Genomic DNA, 20,077 nt, shown 5'->3' with positions numbered 1-20,077 from the left:
ACTGGCCGCTGTGAGCGAGATCATGGAGACCGTGCCGACGCCCGTGGGGGACGCCCGTGTCCTCTGGCACCGGGCCCGCCGGCCGCGCGCCGTCGTGGCGCTGGGCCACGGTGCGGGAGGCGGCGTCGAGGCCCGTGACCTGCAGGCCCTGGCCGGTGCCCTGCCGCCGCGCGGCTGGACGGTCGCGCTGGTGGAGCAGCCCTGGCGGGTGGCCGGCAAGAAGGTGGCGCCCGCGCCGAAGACCCTGGACACCGCGTGGACGGCGCTGTGGCCCGCACTGGCCCGGCCCGGCCTGCCGGTCGTCGCCGGCGGCCGCAGCGCGGGGGCCCGGGTGGCCTGCCGTACGGCGGTGGAGCTGGGCGCGGTCGCGGTGCTGGCGCTGTCCTTCCCGCTGCACCCGCCGGGCAAGCCGGAGAAGTCCCGGGCCGGCGAGCTGACCGGCGCCGGGGTGCCGGTCCTGGCCCTGCAGGGCGGGCGCGACCCCTTCGGCCGCCCCGACGAGTTCCCGGAGGGGTACGAGCCGGTCGAGGTGCCGCACGGCGACCACGGGTTCACCGTGCCGAAGTCCGCGGACCTCACCCAGGAGGCAGCACTCAGCGTCATCACGGACGCGGTGCTGGGCTGGCTGGAGGAACTGCCCCCGCTTCGGGAATGAGCGGTGCGCGACCCGTGTTGTGCGAGTCGTCCACGCGAAAGAACGTACGCACAGTGAGGAAGGCAGCCGGATGGTCAGAGCCGAGTGCCGCGCCCGTGCCGAGGCGCCCTACCTGTCGTGGCCGGAGTGGCCGGCGATGGGCGGGGCGGACAGGAACAGCGCGCCGATCCCGCCCGGGATATCCTCCGATGGCGTGGGGTCCGCTTACGGCCCCGTGACCGTCGTGGAGGAGGTGGGTCCGGTCAGCGGCAACGACGACAGCCCGTCCGAGGTGCCTGAGGTGCAGGTGACTCCGGAGTCCGACGTCGAGCGCAGCGCGCGCTTCGAGCGGGACGCCCTGGAGTACCTGGACCAGATGTACTCGGCGGCGCTGCGCATGACCCGCAACCCGGCCGATGCCGAGGACCTGGTGCAGGAGACGTACGCGAAGGCGTACGCGTCGTTCCACCAGTTCCGTGAGGGCACCAACCTGAAGGCGTGGCTGTACCGCATCCTCACCAACAGCTTCATCAACTCCTACCGCAAGAAGCAGCGCGAGCCCCAGCGCAGCGGCACGGAGGAGATCGAGGACTGGCAGCTGGCCCGCGCCGAGTCGCACATGTCGACGGGTCTGCGCTCCGCCGAGTCCCAGGCGCTGGACCACCTTCCCGACTCGGACGTGAAGCAGGCGCTGCAGGCGATCCCGGAGGAATTCCGGATCGCGGTCTATCTCGCGGACGTCGAGGGCTTTGCCTACAAGGAGATCGCCGACATCATGGGAACCCCCATCGGTACGGTGATGTCCCGTCTGCACCGGGGGCGGCGGCAGCTGCGTTCGTTGCTGGAGGACTACGCGCGGGAGCGCGGGCTCGTCCCGGCGGGCGCGGGAGATGAGAAGGGCTCGGGCACATGAGCTGCGGCAACCCGCATGAGACGGACTGCTCCGAGGTACTCGAACATCTTTACGAGTACCTGGACAACGAGATGTCCGACGACGCCTGCGCCAAGTTCAAGCAGCACTTCGACGAGTGCCACCCTTGCTTGGAGAAGTACGGCCTGGAGCAGGCCGTCAAGAAGCTGGTCAAGCGCTGCTGCGGGCACGACGACGTGCCCACGGACCTGCGGTCCAAGGTGCTCACGCGGATCGAGCTGATCCGCGCGGGCGAGGTGGCGCCGGTGCCGGAGCCCGCGGACGGCGGCAGCACGCCGACCGGTTTCCCGGCCGGCTGACGCAGCCCGTACAGGCAAGCCACCCGGGATCACCCGAAGGCGGGAATCGCGGCCGCTCGCCCACCGCGCGACGGCCGCGCCCCTAGCCTCGGTGGGGTGCGTGCGAAGCGGACGGTCCGGATGCTCCCCGCGGCGGCGCGGGTGTACATCCCGCTCGTCGTGGTGTCGGCGTGCGGCGCCCTCGTCACCGGCCCCCACGAGGGCACTCCCTGGGCGACCGCGGCCGTGCTGGCGGTGGTCTACGCGGCAGGGGAACGGACGGGGGCGTCCCTGCCCCCGGTGCTCTTCGCGGCCGCGCTCCTGCTTCCCCCGGGCGCGGCCGCACTCGTCGCCGTACCCGGTGGCCTCCTCGCGCCGGTCCGGGGCGAGCCGGGCCCGGTGCGCCGGGTCTGGCACGCCGCGCAGCTCGCCCTGGCCACGGCCGCCGCGGCCCAGGTCCGGCACGCCTTCGGGGAAGGCGACTTCGCGCGGTTGCCGGGACTGCTGGTGCCCGCGCTGGCGGCCGTCCTCGCCTTCTGCCTCTACTCCGCCGCCCTCACCGCCGGCGTGCTGATCACCGCCGAGCGCACCGCCCCGGCCGTGGCCTTCCGGGAGGCCCTGCTCGAACCGCTCGCCCCGCACCTCACCTACGGCCTGGTGGGGCTCATGGCCGCGGTGCTCTGGCAGGGCCCGTACGGGGCGGTGGCCGCGGTCCTCGCCCTGCTGCCGACGCACATCGCGCGCTGGGTCGTCGGCCAGGCGCGCCGCGAGCGGGCCGCGCACCAGGCCACGGTGCGGGCGCTGGTGCAGGCCGTGGAGATCAAGGACCGCTACACCCGGGGCCACAGCGAGCGCGTCGGCCGGGCGTCGGCACTGATCGCCCGCGAGATCGGACTGCCGCCCGAGCGGGTGGAGGCCCTGCGGCTGGCCGGCATCCTGCACGACATCGGCAAGCTGGGGGTGCCCACCCGGGTGCTGCGCAAGGACAGCCCGCTCACCCCCGAGGAGCGGCGGATCATCGAGCTGCACCCCGGCTACGGCCACGAGATGGTGCGCGGCATCGCCTTCCTCGACGACGCCCGCACCGCGATCCTCCACCACCACGAACGCCTCGACGGATCGGGCTACCCGTACGGCCTGGCCGGCGAGGCCATCCCGTCCTCGGCGCGGCTGGTGGCCGTGGCGGACGCCTTCGACGCGATGACCTCCACGCGGGCCTACCAGGCCACCCGCGGAGTCGACGACGCCCTGGGGGAGCTGCGCCGCTGCGCCGGCAGCCACTTCGACCCCCTCATGGTGCAGGCCCTGATCCGCGCCGTCCGGCGGGACGGCTGGAACCCGGCGGTCACCGCCGACGAGCCGGAACCCTTCGCCCCCGCGCAGACCCGGCGCCACGCCCGCCGCGAGGCCCCGCCCGGCCGTACCCCCGAGCCGCGCCCGTGAGCGCCACCGGACGCCGCGGAGGCGGCGACCACCGGCGCCGTCGCAGACGCACGCCCTTCGTCGTGCTCGCCGTCCACGGGGTCGCGCTCGCCGTGGGCGGCGCCGCCCTGGTCTGGACGGCGTCGCACGGCGTGGCCGATCCCGCGGCGGCCGCCGCGTTCGGGGCGCTGGTCGTGGTCGGCGAAGCCTTCCGGATCCCGGAGCCCGAGGGACGGGAGGCAGCCCCCGTCGCCTTCGCCGGGGCCCTGGCGTACGCGCTGCTCGCGGCCGAGGCGGTGGCGGTGGTGGTGGCGGTCTCCGCCGCCGCGGTGGTCGCCGGGCAGTTGAGGGGCGCGCCACGGGACGCGGCGGCACGGCGCGTGCTGACGGTGGCGTTCGCCGCGGCGACCGGGCAGCCGCTCTACGGCGGCAGCGGCGGCCATCCGGGCTACGCCGTCCTCCTGCTGGCCAGCACGATCCTGTGCGACGCCGTGCTGGCCGCCGTGCTGGGCGCCGCCCGCACCGGGCATCCCTTCGCCTCCGTCCTCCGCGACGAACTGGCCGTCCTGCCGGGCGTCGGCTCCGCCGTGTGCGCCGGCGGGGTCGTGCTGGCGCAGGCCGAGCAGGCGGCCGGGCTGTGGGCGCTGCCCGTGTGCGGGGTGCCGCTGCTGCTGACGCAGACGGCCTTCCGGCGGCACGCGGCGATCCGGGCCACCCATCGGGAGACCATCGCCTCGCTGGCCCGGGCCACCGAGGTCGCCGGCTACACCCCGGTGGGGCACGCCCGCCGGGTCAGCGAGCTCAGCCACGCCATGGGACGGGAACTCGGCCTGGGCGGACGGTCGCTGGCGGCCCTGGAGCACGCCGCGCTGATGCACGACATCGGCCAGCTCTCCCTCGTCGACCCCGTGTCCGGCGGTGCCACCTCGTCCCTCGATCAGGTGGAACGGCGCCGCATCGCCCTGCTCGGCGCGGAGGTCGTACGCCGGACGGGTGCGCCCGAGGAAGTCGCGCGGATCGTGGAGGGACAGGCCGATCCGTACCGGGAGCAACCGCTCGCGGGACGCATCGTGCGTACGGCCAACGCCTACGAGGACCTGGCCGGAGGCGGCACCGCCGTGGGCCGGGGGCTGCAGGCGCTGGAGCGGTTACGCCTCGATACCGCGCACGAATACGACCCTCGCGTGGTCGAGGCGCTGACCAGGGTCGTTGCCCGGGCCGGGCAGTGAACCCACCGGTAATGAGCGGGCGCACCAAGGGGCATGGTTGGATGCCCGCAGGGGCGCAGAGCGCTCAAGAGGCGCACCATGGCGGCGATGCTGCCAAACCGACGCGCCCGGCCGTGTGTGACAGGCCCTGCCGATGGCAAGGAGGACTGATGAGCACCGCTGAGCACGGGACGTGGGGGGACGGACGGGGCACCGTGGGGCACCAGCGAAAGCGAACGGCAGGCGGGACACCTTGAGGATCTTCGGCAGGGCACGGCACCGGCCCTCCGCCACGTGGCGGCAGGCGACCGACCGGGCGTTCACGTTGATCAGCGACGGACGGTACGAGGACGCCGGTGCGCTGCTGATCCGTGCGGCCGACCTGGAGCCCTGGCGTTCGGAGTCCTGGTACAACCTCGCGCTGCTGCACAAGTTCCGGCACGACTGGGAGCAGGCCCGCACCACCGGCCTGCGGGCCGTCGCCCTGCTGGACCGCGCGCCCGGCGCCCCCGACTGGTGGAACGTCGGCATCGCCGCCACCGCACTGCAGGACTGGCCGCTCGCCCGCCGCGCCTGGCAGGCGTACGGGCTGCGGCCCGACGCGTCAGGGACCGGCCCCGTCGAGATGGAGCTGGGCAGCTCGGCGGTGCGGCTCTCCCCGGAGGGCGAGGCCGAGGTGGTCTGGGGCCGCCGGATCGACCCGGCCCGCATCGAGGTGCTGAGCATCCCGCTGCCGTCCTCCGGCCGCCGCTGGGGCGAGGTCGTGCTCCACGACGGCGTCCCGCACGGTGAGCGGCGCACCGCCGGCGGCGCCACGTACCCCGTCTTCGACGAGATCGAGCTGTGGGCGCCCTCGCCGGTGCCGACCTGGCTCGTCCTGCTGGAGGCGGCGACCGAGTCGGACCGCGACGCCCTGGAGCAGCTCGCCGCCGACGCCGGGTACGCCGCCGAGGACTGGTCGTCCTCCGTACGGCTGCTCTGCCGCACCTGCTCCGAGAGCCGCATGCCGACCGACGACGGCTCCGACGCCTCCCGCGACCCGCACGACCAGGGCGAACCCGGTCACCCGGGCCACCTCAGCCACCGCACCCCCGGCGCCCTGTGGGCCCCCGAGCGCGAGTGCGGCATCGCCGCCCCGGTCGGCCTGGTGCGCGGGCTGCTGGACAGCTGGGTCGCCGACAGTCCGGACACCCGGGACTGGCGTGATCTCGAAGAGGTCTGCTGACACCGTCGCGGGCACGTACCCTTGATGGGCTATTGAGCTTTGGAGAAGGCCCCAGGAAGGCGTACGACGGACCATGTCGCAGCAGGAGACCGAGCAGACCGCATTCACCGACGACGTGACGGACGCGGAGGAGCGTGAGGCCGCCCACCGCGAGCGCGGCACCGTCCGCCCCATCACGGTCGTCGGCAACCCGGTGCTGCACCAGCCGTGCAAGACGGTCACGTCCTTCGACGACGAGCTGGCCACGCTGATCGACGACATGTTCGCCAGCCAGCGCGCCGCCGAGGGCGTCGGCCTCGCCGCCAACCAGATCGGCGTGCCCCTGCGGGTCTTCGTGTACGACTGCCCGGACGACGACGGCGTCCGCCACGTCGGCCACGTGGTCAACCCCGTCGTCGACGACCTTCCCGCCGAGCGCCGCGTCCTGGACGACGGCAACGAGGGCTGCCTGTCCGTGCCGGGCGCGTACGCCGAACTGCCGCGCCCCGACTACGCGGTCTGCCGCGGCCAGGACCTGCACGGCAACGACGTCGTCATCGAGGGCAAGGGCTTCTTCGCCCGCTGCCTGCAGCACGAGACCGACCACCTCAACGGGTACCTCTACATCGACCGGCTCTCCAAGCGGGACCGCAAGGACGCGCTGAAGCAGATGGCGGAGCTGACGCCGAAGTACGAGACCGTCCCGAACGACTGATCGGTTCCTGCCGTTAACCTGTTCGTCCCCCGGCATGATCGCGCCGGGGACGAGCAGGGGAGGGACATGCGACACAGAGCGCTGACGGCCGCGGCGGCGGGTGCTGCGGCGATGGTGGTCCTGACGGCGCCAGCCGCGCACGCCGAGGGGCGGGGGGACATCCGGGTCATCAAGACCGTGGTGGACCACGGCACCAATGTGATCGTCGGGACGAAGAAGGCCGTCGAGTTCCCGATCGTCATGACGATCAGGGACAACTCGGGGGTCAAGAAGGTCTCGCGGGTGGGTGCCTTCAACACGGCCAACGCGTGGGGCCCCGCCGACGCGTTCGACACCCGTTGCGTGAAGAAGAGCGCCACCACGTCGGTGTGCACGGCCACGTTGCTGATCGACCCGACGTCGATCCGTTCGTCGGTGGTGGGCGATCCGGACTGGAACGCCAACCAGGTCGCGGGTGTCTGGCGGGTCGACGCCACGGTGCACGCGAACGACCGTGACTACTGGATCAGCGACGACATCGCCCGGTTCAAGGTGAAGCGCGCCTCGGTGCTCACCACCGACGCGGGCCCGGAGCCGGTCGCCAAGGGCGGCAAGCTCACCGTCAAGGGCAAGCTCACGCGGGCGAGTTGGCAGAGCCTGAAGTACTGGGGCTACGCGGGGCAGCCCGTGAAGCTGCAGTTCAAGAAGGCGGGCTCCACGAAGTGGAGCACCGTCAAGACGGCGACCACGAGCAGCAACGGCTCGCTGAGCACCAAGGTGACCGCCACCGCGGCGGGCAACTGGCGCTGGTTCTTCCCGGGCACGACCACGACGGCCCAGGTGACCTCGGCCGCCGACGCGGTCGCCCTGAAGTGACCGCGGGCGGGGCCCGGCCGATCAGGCCGGGCCCCACCCGTTCAGTCGGTCAGAAGTCGTCGTCGAAGGAGACCGAGCCCTCGACCGCCACCTGGTACGCGGAGGCGCGGCGCTCGAAGAAGTTGGTCAGCTCCTGGACGTTCTGCAGCTCCATGAAGGAGAAGGGGTTCTCCGAGCCGTAGCGGGCCGGCAGGCCGAGGCGGACCAGGCGCTGGTCGGCGACGCACTGCAGGTACGCGCGCATGGAGTCGGTGTTCATGCCGGGCAGGCCGTCGCCGCACAGGTCGCGGGCGAACTGGAGTTCCGCCTCGACGGCCTCCTCCAGCATCGCGGTGACCTGCTTGCCCATCTCCTCGTCGAAGAGCTCGGGCTCCTCCGCGCGGACGGTGTCGACCACGTGGAAGGCGAAGTCCATGTGCATCGACTCGTCGCGGAACACCCAGTTGGTGCCGGTGGCCAGCCCGTGCAGCAGGCCGCGCGAGCGGAACCAGTAGACGTAGGCGAAGGCGCCGTAGAAGAACAGGCCCTCGATGCAGGCCGCGAAGCAGATCAGGTTGAGGAGGAAGCGGCGGCGGTCCTCCTTGGTCTCCAGGCGGTCGATGGACTCCACCGAGTCCATCCAGCGGAAGCAGAACTGCGCCTTCTCGCGGATGGAGGGGATGTTCTCCACGGCCGCGAACGCGGCCGTGCGTTCCTCGGGATCGGGCAGGTAGGTGTCGAGCAGCGTCAGGTAGAACTGGACGTGCACGGCCTCCTCGAAGAGCTGCCGCGACAGGTACAGCCGCGCCTCGGGGGAGTTGATGTGCTTGTACAGGGTCAGCACGAGGTTGTTCGCCACGATCGAGTCGCCGGTGGCGAAGAAGGCCACCAGCCGGCCGATCATGTGCTGTTCGCCGGGGGAGAGCTTGGCGAGGTCGGCGACGTCGGAGTGGAGGTCGACCTCCTCCACGGTCCAGGTGTTCTTGATGGCGTCGCGGTAGCGCTCGTAGAAGTCCGGGTAGCGCATCGGACGCAGGGTCAGCTCGAAGCCCGGGTCGAGCAGTCTCTTGGTGGAGCTCATTACTGGCAGGCCTCGCAGGACTCGGGGTTCTCAAGGGAGCAGGCGATCGCGTCGGCGTCGGGCGTCGTCTGCTGGAGCGGGATGGGGGCGGCCGCGCGGGCGGACTGGGCGATGCGGGTGGCCGGGCGGGAGCGCAGGTAGTACGTCGTCTTCAGGCCCTGCTTCCAGGCGTACGCGTACATCGAGCTGAGCTTGCCGATGGTGGGTGCGGCCATGAAGAGGTTGAGCGACTGGCTCTGGTCGAGGTACGGCGTACGGGCCGCGGCCATGTCGATCAGGGCGCGCTGCGGGAGTTCCCAGGCGGTGCGGTACAGCTCGCGGACGTCCGCGGGGATCCAGTTGAAGCCCTCGACGGAGCCGTTGGACTCGCGCAGGGCGTCGCGGGTCTGCGCGTCCCAGACGCCGAGCTTCTTCAGGTCGTCCACCAGGTAGGAGTTGACCTGCAGGAACTCACCGCTGAGCGTCTCGCGCTTGAAGAGGTTGGAGACCTGCGGCTCGATGCACTCGTACACGCCCGCGATCGAGGCGATCGTGGCGGTCGGGGCGATGGCCAGCAGCAGCGAGTTGCGCATGCCGGTGGCGGCGACGCGGGCGCGCAGCGCCGCCCAGCGCTCGGGCCAGTTCTCCTCGGTGTCGTAGTGGTCCGGGTGGAGCACGCCGCGGGCGGCACGGGTCTGCGACCAGGCCGGGTGCGGGCCGTGGCGCTCGGCCAGGTCGCAGGAGGCCTCGTACGCGGCGAGCATGATGCGCTCGGCGATCTTCGTGGACAGGGCCTTGGCCTCGGCTGAGTCGAAGGGCAGCCGCAGCTTGAAGAACACGTCCTGCAGGCCCATCGCGCCCAGGCCCACCGGGCGCCAGCGCTCGTTGGAGGAGGCGGCCTCGCGGGTCGGGTAGAAGTTGATGTCCACCACGCGGTCGAGGAAGGTCACGGCGGTGCGGACGGTGGCGTCCAGCCGCTCCCAGTCGATGACCTCCTCCCCGGCGCCGCCGTCCTTGCCCACGAAGGCGCCGAGGTTGACCGAGCCGAGGTTGCAGACCGCGGTCTCGCCGTCGTCGGTGACCTCCAGGATCTCCGTGCAGAGGTTGGAGGAGTGGATCACGCGGCCGGGCTCGGCGGTCTGGTTGGCGGTGCGGTTGGACGCGTCCTTGAAGGTCATCCAGCCGTTGCCGGTCTGCGCGAGGGTGCGCATCATGCGGCCGTACAGCTCGCGCGCGGGGAGGGTCCTGCGGGCCAGGCCCGCGGCCTCGGCCTTGCGGTAGGCGGCGTCGAACTCCTCGCCCCACAGGTCGACCAGCTCGGGCACGTCGGCGGGGGAGAACAGCGACCAGGTGCCGTCGGTGTCGACGCGGCGCATGAACTCGTCCGGGATCCAGTGCGCCAGGTTGAGGTTGTGGGTGCGGCGCGCCTCCTCACCGGTGTTGTCGCGCAGCTCCAGGAACTCCTCGATGTCCGCGTGCCAGGTCTCCAGGTAGACGCAGGCCGCGCCCTTGCGGCGGCCGCCCTGGTTCACGGCGGCGACGGAGGCGTCGAGGGTGCGCAGGAACGGGACGATGCCGTTGGAGTGGCCGTTGGTGCCGCGGATCAGGGAACCGCGGGAGCGGATGCGGGAGTACGACAGGCCGATGCCGCCGGCGTGCTTCGACAGCCGGGCGACCTGGTGGTAGCGGCCGTAGATGGAGTCCAGCTCGTCCAGCGGGGAGTCCAGCAGGTAGCACGAGGACATCTGCGGGTGCCGGGTACCGGAGTTGAAGAGCGTGGGGGAGCTGGGCAGGTAGTCCAGCCGGCTCATCAGGCCGTAGAGCGCGGCGACCTCGTCCACCGAGCGGCCGGTGCGGTCCTCGGCCAGGCCGCAGGCGACGCGGAGCATGAAGTGCTGCGGGGTCTCGATGACCTGGCGGGTGATCGGGTGGCGCAGCAGGTAGCGGCTGTGCAGGGTGCGCAGGCCGAAGTAGCCGAAGCGGTCGTCCGCGCCGTCGGCGAGCGCGCCGTCGACCAGGGCGTCAAGCCGCGCGGCGTGCTCGGCGACGAAGGCGGCGGTGCCGTCGGCGATCAGGCCCTCGCGGTGGCCCACCGCGATGGACGTGGAGAACGACACGGCGCCCTCGCCCGCGGCCTCGTCGGCGACGGCGAGGGCGAGCAGGCGGGCGGCGAGCCGCGAGTACTGCGGGTCCTCCGCGATCAGCCCGGCGGCGGCCTCGGTGGCCAGCGCCCGCAGTTCCGCCTCGTCCGCCGTGGCGCTGCGGCCGCGCAGCGCGGCGGCGGCGACCCGGCCGGGGTCGGTGTCGGGGAGGTCTGCGGTCAGTTCCGTCAGGACGCGCAGCAGATCGGCTCCGGTTGAGGCAGGTTCCGATGCGGTGGCGGGTGCGGCGGGCGCGATGGTCACGTGTGCTCTCTCCCTCGTACGGCGGCGACGCGGAGGAGCGACGGGGCGCACGCGGGGCAGGCCAGGGCATGCCGCGGCGCGTCCGCCGGCCCAACCCGCGAGGCCCGGACACTTCACCGTCCGGGCGGCGCGCCGGACGGTGCCGTCGGCAGGTACTCGGACTCGCGGGCACGCCTTCAGGCGCCCGCACACCGTTGCGGGGCAGTCCCGGATTCCCACCGGCTTCCCCTGCGGCGACAGCGGAGTTGAGCATACATCTAGTGGCGCCCGCCCGTGACACCACCAGATGTTGTGTCGGTGCGGTTACACAGTGACGGACTCACCGGTGCCAGTCATGGCCGTCGCGGGAGTCGTGGACGTGCCCGGTCAGGGCGGCGAGCGCCAGGGCCAGGAAGAAGACCAGTGCGGTGACGGTGGCGAGGAAGGTTTCCATGCCTTCGACTGTGCTCCTCGCGCGACCCCGCCGGGAGTGGCAGGACCGACGTGCTACCTCGAAATCCTGCCACGCCCGCGCGAGCCCTCTGCCATCCTGGACACATGCTGCAGAACGTGGCCGTGGTCCTGCTCGACGGTGTCCATCCCTTCGAACTGGGGGTGGTCTGCGAGGTGTTCGGAATCGACAGGTCGGACGACGGCCTGCCGGCGTACGACTTCGCCGTGGCGTCCGCGGAGGGCCCGACGCTGACCTCGTCCGCCGGGTTCACCATCGGCACCCGGCACGGGCTGGAACGGCTGGAGGAGGCCGACCTGGTCGCGGTGCCCGCCGGGGACTCCTACGTGCGCCGGGAGTACCCGCCGGAGCTGCTGGAGGCGCTGAACCGCGCCGTCGGGCGCGGGGCGCGGGTGCTCAGCGTCTGCTCGGGGGTCTTCGTGCTGGCCGCCGCCGGCCTGCTGGACGGCCGTCGCTGCGCCGCCCACTGGCGGCACGCGGAGGAACTGGCGCGGCGTCACCCCCGGGTGCGGGTCGAGCCCGACGTGCTGTACGTGGACGAGGACCCGGTGATCACCTCGGCCGGCACCGCCGCCGGGATCGACGCCTGCCTGCACCTGGTCCGCAAGGAGCAGGGCAGCGACGTGGCCAACGCCATCGCCCGGCGCATGGTGGTACCCCCGCACCGCGAGGGCGGCCAGGCGCAGTACGTCGACCGCCCGCTGCCGCGCACGCGCTGCGACACCGTGGGCGAGGTCCTGGCGTGGATGGAGCGCCACCTGGACCGCGAGGTCACCGTCGACGAGCTGGCCGCCCGGGCGCACATGTCGCCGCGCACCTTCGCGCGCCGCTTCCAGCAGGAGACCGGCACGACGCCGTACCGCTGGCTGCTGGGCCAGCGGGTGCTGCTGGCACGGGAGCTGCTGGAGGGCACCGACGAGACGGTGGACGCCGTCGCCGCGCGCGCCGGCTTCGGCAACGCGGCGACCCTGCGGCACCACTTCGCCCGCTGGGTGGGCACCACCCCGCAGGCGTACCGCCGCACCTTCCGCTGCCCGGAGCCGGCCCGTACGGCATGACGACGGGCCGCCGCCCCGTCCCAGGGCGGCGGCCCGTGATCGTGGCCGGAGCGGCGGTCAGTGACCGGCGCCCACCGGCAGGTCCTTCTGCACGCCGGGGTCGCCGGCGTCGGCGGTGAAGTCGCTCTTGCTGGTCTCGTCCACGCCCTCGGGGGCCTTCAGGGCCCGCAGGACGAAGGTGAGGACGACGGTGACCACCAGGTTGAGCACGAAGGCGGTCAGGCCGATGTAGCCGATCTGCCCGATGACCGGGATGGTGTCGGAGGAGCCGCCGAAGTGCTTCTGGGCCGGGCTCGCGACGCCGTACGCCACCCAGGTGCCGTAGACCATGCCGACGGCCCAGCCCGCCAGCAGCGCCCAGCGGTGGAACCACCGGGTGAACAGGCCGCCGACCAGGGCCGGGAAGGTCTGCAGGATCCAGATGCCGCCCAGCAGCTGGAAGTTGATCGCGACCGTCTTGTCCATGGTGAGGACGAAGACCAGGGCGCCGACCTTGACCAGCAGCGAGACCACCTTGGAGACCTGGGTCTCCTGCGCGGGGGTGGCGTCCGGCTTGAGGAAGTCCTTGTAGATGTTGCGGGTGAACAGGTTGGCCGCGGCGATCGACATGATCGCCGCCGGCACCAGCGCGCCGATGCCGATCGCGGCGAAGGCCACGCCCGCGAACCAGGACGGGAACATGTTCTCGAACAGCTGCGGGATCGCCAGCTGGCCGTTGTAGCCCTTGACCCCGGCCCCGACACCGCTGGCCAGCGCCATGAAGCCGAGCATCGCCAGCAGGCCCAGCATCAGCGAGTACAGCGGCAGCACGGTGGTGTTGCGGCGGATGACGTCACGGCTGCGGCTGGAGAGCACGGCGGTGATGGAGTGCGGGTACATGAACAGCGCGAGCGCCGACCCCAGCGCCAGCGTGCCGTACGCCCACTGGGCGGTGTCGCCCGGCGCCAAAGATCCGCGCGGCTTGCCCGTGGCGGGGTTGACCTGGGAGTAGGCGTCGCCGGCCTTGGCGAAGATGTCGTCGAAGCCGCCCAGCTTGATCGGGATGTAGATGATCGCCACCGCGATGACGATGTAGATCAGCGTGTCCTTCACGAACGCGATCAGCGCCGGCGCCCGCAGGCCGGAGGAGTAGGTGTAGGCCGCCAGGACACCGAAGGCGATCAGCAGCGGCAGGTCCTTGACGAACCAGTTGGACGACTCGCCGCCGCCCACGCCCATCACGTCCAGCACGGCCTGGATGCCCACCAGCTGCAGCGCGATGTAGGGCATCGTGGCCAGGATGCCGGTGACCGCCACCGCCAGCGACAGGCCCTTGGAACCGAACCGCCCGCGCACGAAGTCGGAGGTGGTGACGTAGCCGTGCTTGTGCGACACCGACCACAGCCGCGGCAGGAAGGTGAAGATCAGCGGGTACACCAGGATCGTGTACGGCACGGCGAAGAAGCCGGACGCACCCGCCGCGTAGACCGCCGCCGGCACCGCCACGAAGGTGTAGGCCGTGTACAGGTCACCGCCGAGCAGGAACCAGGTGATCCAGCCGCCGAAGCTGCGGCCGCCCAGGCCCCACTCGTCCAGGTGCAGCGCGTTCTCCGCCCTGCGCCAGCGTGCGGCCAGGAAACCCAGGACCGTCACGACCAGGAAGAAGAAGATGAAGACGCCGAGCGCGACGCCGTTGACCCCGTCCTTCACTTCGTGGCCTCCTTCCGTGCCCGCTCCTCACGACGGACCAGCACGTACGCGGCGTACGTCAGTCCGGAGGACAGGAACACCCACAGCATCTGGTACCAGTAGAAGAACGGGATGCCGATGAACTCCGGCGTCAGCTTCGCGTACGAGCCGACCCAGAGCATGGCGACGAAGGGGATGACGAGGCAGACACCGGCGATCACGCGGGTGGTGGTGACCACCGGTGGCCGCCCGGAGGTTCCGGATGGTTCGGACATTGCTACGGCTCCGTCCTGATCTCTTACTCCTGTGTAATGCGCAGGCAATCTAGAGTCAGGACGGGAGGCGCGTCACTACCTGCCCGCATTGCGGTATGGGAACGATCTACAAGACCCGGGAACCGCGCGGGAGTCAGGGTCGTTGCAGGCGGGCCACGAACTTGTAGCGGTCGCCGCGGTAGACCGAGCGCACCCACTCCACGGGCTCGCCGCCGGTGTCGATCGAGTGCCGGGACAGCAGGAGCATCGGCAGCCCGACGTCCGTGCCCAGCAGGCCCGCCTCGCGCGGGGTGGCGAGCGAGGTCTCGATGGTCTCCTCCGCCTCGGCGAGCCGGACGTCGTAGACCTCGGCGAGGGCGGTGTAGAGCGAGGTGTACTTCGCCAGGCTGCGGCGCAGCGCGGGGAAGCGCTTGGCCGACAGGTGGGTGGTCTCGATGGCCATCGGCTCGCCGTTCGCCAGGCGCAGGCGCTCGATGCGCAGCACGCGGCCGCCGGCCTTCATGTCCAGCAGTTCGGCCAGCCGGTCGTCGGCGGTGATGTAGCCGATGTCGAGCAGCTGTGAGGTCGGCTCCAGGCCCTGGGCCCGCATGTCCTCGGTGTACGAGGTCAGTTGCAGCGCCTGGGAGACCTTGGGCTTGGCGACGAAGGTGCCCTTGCCCTGGATGCGCTCCAGGCGGCCCTCGACCACCAGTTCCTGCAGCGCCTGCCGCACGGTGGTGCGCGAGGTGTCGAACTCGGCGGCCAGGGTGCGCTCGGGGGGCACCGGGGAGCCGGGGGGCATCGTCTGGGTCAGTTCGAGCAGATGGCGCTTCAGACCGTAGTACTTGGGCACCCGCGCGGTCCGTCCGGCCACGGTCCCGGGCGCCTCCGCGGTCTCCGTAACCGCTGTGCCGGCCTCGCCGTCCGTCTCCATCGCCTCTGCTCCCGAGTGCTGTCGTGCTGCCGTCACCGGCTCCTCCGTCATTCGCGGCTCACATCGTGGCACGGGCCGGGCTCATATCGCGTTACGAGCCCAGATGTCGGTCCGGTAACGGACGCGTCCGGTGCTCTTATACACCCTTGACACCCCTAAAGGTCTAGGCCAAGCTTCGGGCACTGGTCTACACCACTTGGTACTCACTGCCCTGGGGAGGGTGTTGTGAAGCGCAAGCTGATCGCGGCGATCGGTGTCGCCGTCATGGTCGCCGGCGTTGCGGCCTGCGGTTCGGACGACAAGGGCTCCGACAAGGCCTCGGCGCCGAAGGAGATCACCGTCTGGCTGACGGTCGACGCACAGAAGAACTGGCCCGAGCTGGTCAAGCAGGCGGACGACGCCTTCACGGCCGAGCACAAGGGCGTGAAGATCCACCACGAGTACTACGAGTGGACCGCCAAGAACCAGAAGCTCGACGCCGTCCTCGCCACCAAGAAGGTGCCGGACGTGGTCGAGATGGGCAACACCGAGACCCTCGGCTACCTGGTCAAGGGCGCGTTCGCGCCCGTCGACAAGAGCAAGTTCGAGAACTCCGGCGACTGGCTGGACGCCCTCGAGGGCTCCGTGACGTACAACGGCAAGACCTACGGCGTGCCTTACTACGCCGGTGCGCGTGTCGGCACCTGGCGCAAGGACGTCGCCAAGGCGGCCGGCGTCACCAAGGCCCCCACCACCTGGGCCGAGCTGACCGACGCGCTCGACAAGATCCAGAAGAAGAACGGCGACAAGTTCTCCGCCTGGTACCAGCCCAGCCGCGACTGGTACACCGCGCTGGCCTTCGTCAAGGACGCGGGCGGCGACGTCGCCAAGGAGGACGGCGGCAAGTGGACCGCCACCCTCTCCGACCCCAAGTCCATCGAGGGCCTGAAGACCTGGAAGGGCGTCCTCGACGCGTACTTCCACGGCGACAAGAACAAGGACGAGTCCGACCGTTACATCGTCTACGGCCAGGGCAAGTCCGCGCTCATCTACGGCGCCAGCTGGGAGGGCGGCGCCGCCGCCGACCCGAAGACCGACAAGACCGGCAAGCTGAAGGACAACCTGGAGACCTTCGCGCTGCCCGGCCCCAACGGCGAACTGCTGCCGAACTTCATCGGCGGCTCCGACCTGGTCATCCCGGCCAAGTCCGCCGCGCAGGACCTCGCCGCCGACTGGATCAACGGCTTCACGAACAGCGCCGCCCAGAAGGTCCTCATCTCCAAGGGCAACCTGCCCAACGCCAAGTCGCTGCTCGCCCCGCTGAAGGACGACCCGGCGACGGCGGCCTCCGCCCGGGCCAACGAGAACACCTGGTTCGTCCCGACCGCCCCGGGCTGGCTGCAGGTCGAGAAGAAGCAGATCCTGCAGAACATGCTCAACGACATCGCGGTCGGCAAGGCGTCCATCGAGGACGCGACCAAGTCCGCGGACGAGCAGATCAACGCGGTGATCAACGCCGGCTGACCGGCACACGGGCAACACAGTGATCGACGCCGGCCGGCCGCCCCAGGGCGGCCGGCCCCGGCGCGACGCCAGGGACTGGAGTAGCCGAGGAGCACATGATGAGTGCCGTTGACACACCGTTGGACAAGGTGCCGCGCCCGCGGCCGGCGGGACCGGGCCGCAGGCCACGCCGCTTCGGCGGAGCCGCGCTCCCGTGGACGCTGCTCGCGCCGACCATCGGCGTCCTGCTGCTGGTCCTCGGCTATCCGCTGGTCCGGCTGGTCACCCTCTCGTTCAAGCAGTACGGGCAGGCCGAGCTCTGGCAGGGGCTGCCCGGCGACTGGCAGGGAGTCGCCAACTACACCCACGTTCTGGGGGACTCGGTCTTCTGGGGCGTCGTCCTGCGCACGCTGCTCTTCACCCTCGCGGCGGTTCTGCTCACGCTCGTCGTCGGCATGGGGGTGGCGCTGCTGATGCAGCGGGTCTCGCCCTGGGTCAAGGCGCTGATCAACATCGTGCTGGTGGCGAGCTGGGCGATGCCCGTGGTCGTCGCCATCACCATCTTCAAGTGGATGTTCGACAGCGACTACGGCGTCCTCAACTGGCTGCTCAGCCGGCTGCCCGGGGTGGACCTCAGCGGCCACAACTGGTTCACCGACACCAAGCAGGGCTTCCTGGTCATCACCCTCATGGTGGTGTGGGGCGCCATCCCCTTCGTCGCCATCACCCTGCACGCCGGCCTCACCCAGGTGCCCAAGGAACTGGAGGAGGCCGCCCGCATGGACGGCGCCGGGCCGGTCAAGGTCTTCCGGCACGTCACCCTGCCGGTGCTCAAGCCGATCATCGTCATGCTGACGACGCTGTCGGTCATCTGGGACATGGGCGTCTTCCCGCAGGTCTTCCTCATGCGCGACGGCCACCCCGAGCCCGCGTACCAGGTCCTCACCACCTACTCCTACGACCAGGCCTTCGTCGCCAACGACTACGACGCGGGCGCGGCCATCGCCGTCATCACCGTGCTGCTCCTCCTCGGGGTGATGGCCGTCTACATGCGCCAGATGCTGAAGATCGGAGAGGTGGAGTGACGGCCATGCTCGACACGGCTCCCGCCGAGAGGGTGCCGGCCGCCGCTCCGGCGGCGCGCGCCGCCCGGCGGCCCCGGCGCAAGGGGCGGACGGTCTACAACCTGCTCGGCCTGCTGGTCGTGGTGGTCTCCGGCTTCCCGGTCTACTGGATGCTCAACACGGCGTTCAAGCCTGCCAAGGACGCCATCGACCCCGACCCCAAGCTCTTCCCGACCAGCCTGTCCTTCCAGAACTTCTCCGACGCCCTCGACGTCGGCGACTTCTGGGGATCGGTCGGCCGCAGCCTGATCGTCGCCGGCTCCACCGTCGGCCTCGGCCTGGTCATCGGGCTGCTGGCGGCGCTGGCCATCTCCCGCTTCGTCTTCCGCGGACGCAAGGCGGTGATCGTCGCCATCCTCGCCGTGCAGATGGTGCCGCTGGTGGCGATGATCATCCCGGTCTTCCTGCTGCTCAACCAGATCGACCAGATCGACAAGCTCTCCGGGCTCGTCATCACGTACCTGACCTTCGTGCTCCCCTTCACGGTGTGGACGCTGCGCGGATTCATCGTCAACATCCCCAAGGAGCTGGAGGAGTCGGCGATGGTCGACGGCTGCACGCGCATGGGCGCGTTCTTCCGGATCATCCTGCCGCTGCTCGCCCCGGGCCTCGTCGCCACCTCCATCTACGCGCTGATCCAGGCGTGGAACGAGTACCTGTACGCGATGCTCATCATGAGCCAGGAGCACCAGACGGCGACGGTGTGGCTCGGCAACTTCGTCACCTCGCGGGGCACGGACTACGCGCCGATGATGGCCGGTTCGACCATGATGGGCGTGCCCGTGGTGATCTTCTTCCTGATCGTGCAGCGCAGGGTCGCCGCCGGACTGACCGCCGGGGCGGTGAAGGGATGACCGAGACCTTGAGCCAGATCCACGACGGCACCGCGGATCCGGGCGACCTCGTCCGCGACGCCCTCACCGTCCTGCAGCCGGGCTTCCACGGCACCACCGCACCCGAGTGGCTGCTGCGCAGGCTCGCCGAGGGACTGGGCTCCGTCGCCCTGTTCGCCCGCAACATCGAGTCGCCCGGGCAACTGGCCGCGCTCACCGCGCAGCTGCGCGCGGTACGGCCGGACGTCCTGATCGCCGCCGACGAGGAGGGCGGTGACGTGACCCGGCTGGAGGCCCGCAGCGGTTCCTCCTTCCCCGGCAACCTCGCCCTCGGCGCCGTCGACGACACCGCCCTGACCCGCGACGTCGCCGCCGCACTCGGCCGCCGGCTGGCCGAGTGCGGGGTCAACCTCAACTGGGCGCCGTCCGCGGACGTCAACTCCGACCCCCGCAACCCGGTCATCGGCGTGCGCTCCTTCGGCTCCGATCCACTGCTCGTCGCCCGGCACACCGCCGCGTACGTCGAGGGCCTGCAGTCCGCCGGGGTCGCCGCCTGCACCAAGCACTTCCCCGGTCACGGCGACACCTCCGTCGACTCCCACCACGCCCTGCCCCGGGTGGACGTCGACCCGGACACCCTGCACGCCCGTGAACTCGCCCCGTTCCGGGCCGCCCTGGCCGCCGGCAGCAAGGCCGTGATGAGCGCGCACATCCTCGTGCCCGCCCTCGACCCGGACCGCCCGGCCACCCTCAGCCCCGCCGTGCTCACCGGACTGCTCCGCGACGAACTGGGCTACGACGGCCTGATCGTCACCGACGGCATCGAGATGCGCGCCATCGCCGACGCGTACGGCATCGAGCGCGGCACCGTCCTGGCGCTCGCCGCCGGCGCCGACGCCATCTGCGTGGGCGGCGGCCTCGCCGAGGAGGAGACGGTGGTCGCCCTGCGCGACGCCATCGTCGCCGCCGTGCGCGACGGCGACCTGCCCCGGGAGCGGCTCGCCGACGCCGCCGGACGGGTGCGGAGCCTGGCCGCCTGGGCCGCCGAGCGCTCCGCGGCTCCGGCGAGCGCGGCACCGGACCCCGCAATCGGCCTGGTCGCGGCCCGCCGCGCCCTGCGCGTGACCCGTACCGACGCGTACCTGCCGGTCGCCGAGGCGCCGTACGTCGCAGCGTTCACCCCGGTCGCCAACATCGCCGTCGGCGACGAGACCCCGTGGGGCGTCGCCGCCGAGCTCGACCGGATCTTCCCGGGCACGGTGACCGGGAGCTTTCGCGAAGGTGACGCGCTGACCGCACATGTGCTGCGGTCGGCGGGGACTCGTAGGATCGTCGCAGTGGTGCGTGACGTGCACCGTCACCCCTGGATGGCCGAGGCGCTGGGCGCGCTGCTCGCCGCCCGTCCGGACACTGTGGTGGTGGAGATGGGCGTTCCCCAGGCGGCACCGTCCGGCGCGCTGCACATCGCGACCCACGGCGCCGCCCGCGTGTGCGGGCGGGCGGCCGCGGAGGTCATCGCGGGCAAGGAGGCCGGCGACTGAGGTCCGCCGCGGCACATCCGTTCCGGATCCACCTGGAGGCC

Annotated in this window: 18 protein-coding genes and 1 riboswitch; of the genes, 13 read left to right on the top strand and 5 right to left on the bottom strand. The window is 71.5% G+C overall.

The features are described from left to right. Nucleotides 1-22 precede the first annotated feature (22 nt). The 8 genes from PV350_RS06160 (at nt 23) to PV350_RS06125 (ending at nt 7,247) form a co-directional block, all read left to right on the top strand. Nucleotides 23-655: an alpha/beta hydrolase family protein gene (locus tag PV350_RS06160; protein WP_500333092.1), complete on the top strand. Its 633-nt coding sequence runs from the start codon at nt 23-25 to the stop codon at nt 653-655. A 232-nt stretch (nt 656-887) separates the two neighbouring features. Then, nucleotides 888-1,547, top strand: a complete 660-nt coding sequence (locus tag PV350_RS06155) for a sigma-70 family RNA polymerase sigma factor (RefSeq protein ID WP_026251453.1) — start codon at nt 888-890, stop codon at nt 1,545-1,547. Further along, entirely contained in the window at nt 1,544-1,864 is a 321-nt protein-coding gene (rsrA, locus tag PV350_RS06150; protein WP_499513862.1) for a mycothiol system anti-sigma-R factor, read from the top strand. Before PV350_RS06155 ends, rsrA begins: the two co-directional genes overlap by 4 nt. Before the next feature lie 120 nt (nt 1,865-1,984). Beyond that, the gene (locus PV350_RS06145) at nt 1,985-3,286 is read left to right on the top strand and encodes an HD-GYP domain-containing protein (RefSeq protein WP_499516939.1); all 1,302 of its coding nucleotides are present in this window, start codon (nt 1,985-1,987) and stop codon (nt 3,284-3,286) included. Next, the gene (locus PV350_RS06140; RefSeq protein ID WP_500333081.1) at nt 3,283-4,494 is read left to right on the top strand and encodes an HD-GYP domain-containing protein; all 1,212 of its coding nucleotides are present in this window, start codon (nt 3,283-3,285) and stop codon (nt 4,492-4,494) included. Before PV350_RS06145 ends, PV350_RS06140 begins: the two co-directional genes overlap by 4 nt. Nucleotides 4,495-4,726: 232 nt before the next feature. Continuing rightward, nucleotides 4,727-5,698 carry a tetratricopeptide repeat protein gene (locus PV350_RS06135; RefSeq protein WP_499513864.1) on the top strand — a complete coding sequence of 324 codons (972 nt, stop codon included), beginning with the start codon at nt 4,727-4,729 and terminating at the stop codon, nt 5,696-5,698. A 73-nt stretch (nt 5,699-5,771) separates the two neighbouring features. Further along, a complete protein-coding gene (def, locus tag PV350_RS06130; protein ID WP_499513865.1) occupies nt 5,772-6,392 on the top strand; it encodes a peptide deformylase in 621 nt (206 codons plus the stop codon). 66 nt (nt 6,393-6,458) lie between these two features. Continuing rightward, a complete protein-coding gene (locus tag PV350_RS06125; protein WP_500333080.1) occupies nt 6,459-7,247 on the top strand; it encodes a hypothetical protein in 789 nt (262 codons plus the stop codon). Between the two features lie 49 nt (nt 7,248-7,296). Here the strand turns inward: PV350_RS06125 and PV350_RS06120 are convergent, their stop codons facing one another. Together PV350_RS06120 and PV350_RS06115 are read right to left on the bottom strand one after the other, a co-directional pair. Then, nucleotides 7,297-8,307: a ribonucleotide-diphosphate reductase subunit beta gene (locus tag PV350_RS06120; protein WP_499513867.1), complete on the bottom strand. Its 1,011-nt coding sequence runs from the start codon at nt 8,305-8,307 to the stop codon at nt 7,297-7,299. Beyond that, nucleotides 8,307-10,691, bottom strand: a complete 2,385-nt coding sequence (locus PV350_RS06115; protein WP_499513868.1) for a ribonucleoside-diphosphate reductase subunit alpha — start codon at nt 10,689-10,691, stop codon at nt 8,307-8,309. Before PV350_RS06115 ends, PV350_RS06120 begins: the two co-directional genes overlap by 1 nt. Before the next feature lie 130 nt (nt 10,692-10,821). Then, nucleotides 10,822-10,981: riboswitch (cobalamin riboswitch) on the bottom strand. A 247-nt stretch (nt 10,982-11,228) separates the two neighbouring features. On the opposite strand from PV350_RS06115, the gene PV350_RS06110 reads away from it, so the two are divergent. Continuing rightward, on the top strand, nt 11,229-12,200 hold the full coding sequence (locus PV350_RS06110; protein ID WP_499513869.1) for a GlxA family transcriptional regulator: 972 nt from the start codon (nt 11,229-11,231) through the stop codon (nt 12,198-12,200). Between the two features lie 57 nt (nt 12,201-12,257). Here PV350_RS06110 and mctP read toward each other — a convergent pair whose 3' ends face one another. The 3 genes from mctP to PV350_RS06095 form a co-directional block, all read right to left on the bottom strand. Further along, nucleotides 12,258-13,889 (bottom strand): monocarboxylate uptake permease MctP, encoded by a 1,632-nt coding sequence (gene mctP, locus PV350_RS06105; RefSeq protein WP_500333079.1) that lies wholly within the window; start codon nt 13,887-13,889, stop codon nt 12,258-12,260. Then, the gene (locus tag PV350_RS06100) at nt 13,886-14,143 is read right to left on the bottom strand and encodes a DUF3311 domain-containing protein (protein WP_499513871.1); all 258 of its coding nucleotides are present in this window, start codon (nt 14,141-14,143) and stop codon (nt 13,886-13,888) included. The genes mctP and PV350_RS06100 overlap by 4 nt, the downstream gene beginning before the upstream one ends. 133 nt (nt 14,144-14,276) lie before the next feature. Then, on the bottom strand, nt 14,277-15,056 hold the full coding sequence (locus PV350_RS06095) for a GntR family transcriptional regulator (RefSeq protein WP_499516940.1): 780 nt from the start codon (nt 15,054-15,056) through the stop codon (nt 14,277-14,279). A gap of 225 nt (nt 15,057-15,281) precedes the next feature. On the opposite strand from PV350_RS06095, the gene PV350_RS06090 reads away from it, so the two are divergent. The 4 genes from PV350_RS06090 (at nt 15,282) to PV350_RS06075 (ending at nt 20,036) form a co-directional block, all read left to right on the top strand. Beyond that, nucleotides 15,282-16,559 carry an extracellular solute-binding protein gene (locus PV350_RS06090; protein WP_499513872.1) on the top strand — a complete coding sequence of 426 codons (1,278 nt, stop codon included), beginning with the start codon at nt 15,282-15,284 and terminating at the stop codon, nt 16,557-16,559. A gap of 98 nt (nt 16,560-16,657) precedes the next feature. Continuing rightward, the gene (locus PV350_RS06085; protein ID WP_499513873.1) at nt 16,658-17,623 is read left to right on the top strand and encodes a carbohydrate ABC transporter permease; all 966 of its coding nucleotides are present in this window, start codon (nt 16,658-16,660) and stop codon (nt 17,621-17,623) included. A gap of 5 nt (nt 17,624-17,628) precedes the next feature. Further along, on the top strand, nt 17,629-18,516 hold the full coding sequence (locus tag PV350_RS06080) for a carbohydrate ABC transporter permease (protein WP_499513874.1): 888 nt from the start codon (nt 17,629-17,631) through the stop codon (nt 18,514-18,516). Beyond that, nucleotides 18,513-20,036, top strand: a complete 1,524-nt coding sequence (locus tag PV350_RS06075; RefSeq protein WP_499513875.1) for a glycoside hydrolase family 3 protein — start codon at nt 18,513-18,515, stop codon at nt 20,034-20,036. The genes PV350_RS06080 and PV350_RS06075 overlap by 4 nt, the downstream gene beginning before the upstream one ends. Nucleotides 20,037-20,077: the final 41 nt, after the last annotated feature.

Origin of the sequence: Streptomyces sp. PA03-6a (assembly GCF_033792765.1) — a bacterium.
GTDB lineage: Bacteria > Actinomycetota > Actinomycetes > Streptomycetales > Streptomycetaceae > Actinacidiphila.
Note: the sequence above shows the minus strand (reverse complement) of the source record. Positions and strands in the feature narration are given on the sequence as shown.

What these genes read in the sequence shown, in the direction of transcription:
- PV350_RS06125 (WP_500333080.1), top strand. Translation starts at nt 6,459, where the DNA reads ATGCGACACAGAGCGCTGACGGCCGCGGCGGCGGGTGCTGCGGCGATG.
- PV350_RS06085 (WP_499513873.1), top strand. Translation starts at nt 16,658, where the DNA reads ATGAGTGCCGTTGACACACCGTTGGACAAGGTGCCGCGCCCGCGGCCG.
- PV350_RS06160 (WP_500333092.1), top strand. Translation starts at nt 23, where the DNA reads ATGGAGACCGTGCCGACGCCCGTGGGGGACGCCCGTGTCCTCTGGCAC.
- PV350_RS06080 (WP_499513874.1), top strand. Translation starts at nt 17,629, where the DNA reads ATGCTCGACACGGCTCCCGCCGAGAGGGTGCCGGCCGCCGCTCCGGCG.
- def (WP_499513865.1), top strand. Translation starts at nt 5,772, where the DNA reads ATGTCGCAGCAGGAGACCGAGCAGACCGCATTCACCGACGACGTGACG.
- PV350_RS06110 (WP_499513869.1), top strand. Translation starts at nt 11,229, where the DNA reads ATGCTGCAGAACGTGGCCGTGGTCCTGCTCGACGGTGTCCATCCCTTC.
- PV350_RS06100 (WP_499513871.1), bottom strand. Translation starts at nt 14,143, where the DNA reads ATGTCCGAACCATCCGGAACCTCCGGGCGGCCACCGGTGGTCACCACC.
- PV350_RS06075 (WP_499513875.1), top strand. Translation starts at nt 18,513, where the DNA reads ATGACCGAGACCTTGAGCCAGATCCACGACGGCACCGCGGATCCGGGC.
- PV350_RS06120 (WP_499513867.1), bottom strand. Translation starts at nt 8,307, where the DNA reads ATGAGCTCCACCAAGAGACTGCTCGACCCGGGCTTCGAGCTGACCCTG.
- PV350_RS06145 (WP_499516939.1), top strand. Translation starts at nt 1,985, where the DNA reads ATGCTCCCCGCGGCGGCGCGGGTGTACATCCCGCTCGTCGTGGTGTCG.
- PV350_RS06095 (WP_499516940.1), bottom strand. Translation starts at nt 15,056, where the DNA reads ATGGAGACGGACGGCGAGGCCGGCACAGCGGTTACGGAGACCGCGGAG.
- rsrA (WP_499513862.1), top strand. Translation starts at nt 1,544, where the DNA reads ATGAGCTGCGGCAACCCGCATGAGACGGACTGCTCCGAGGTACTCGAA.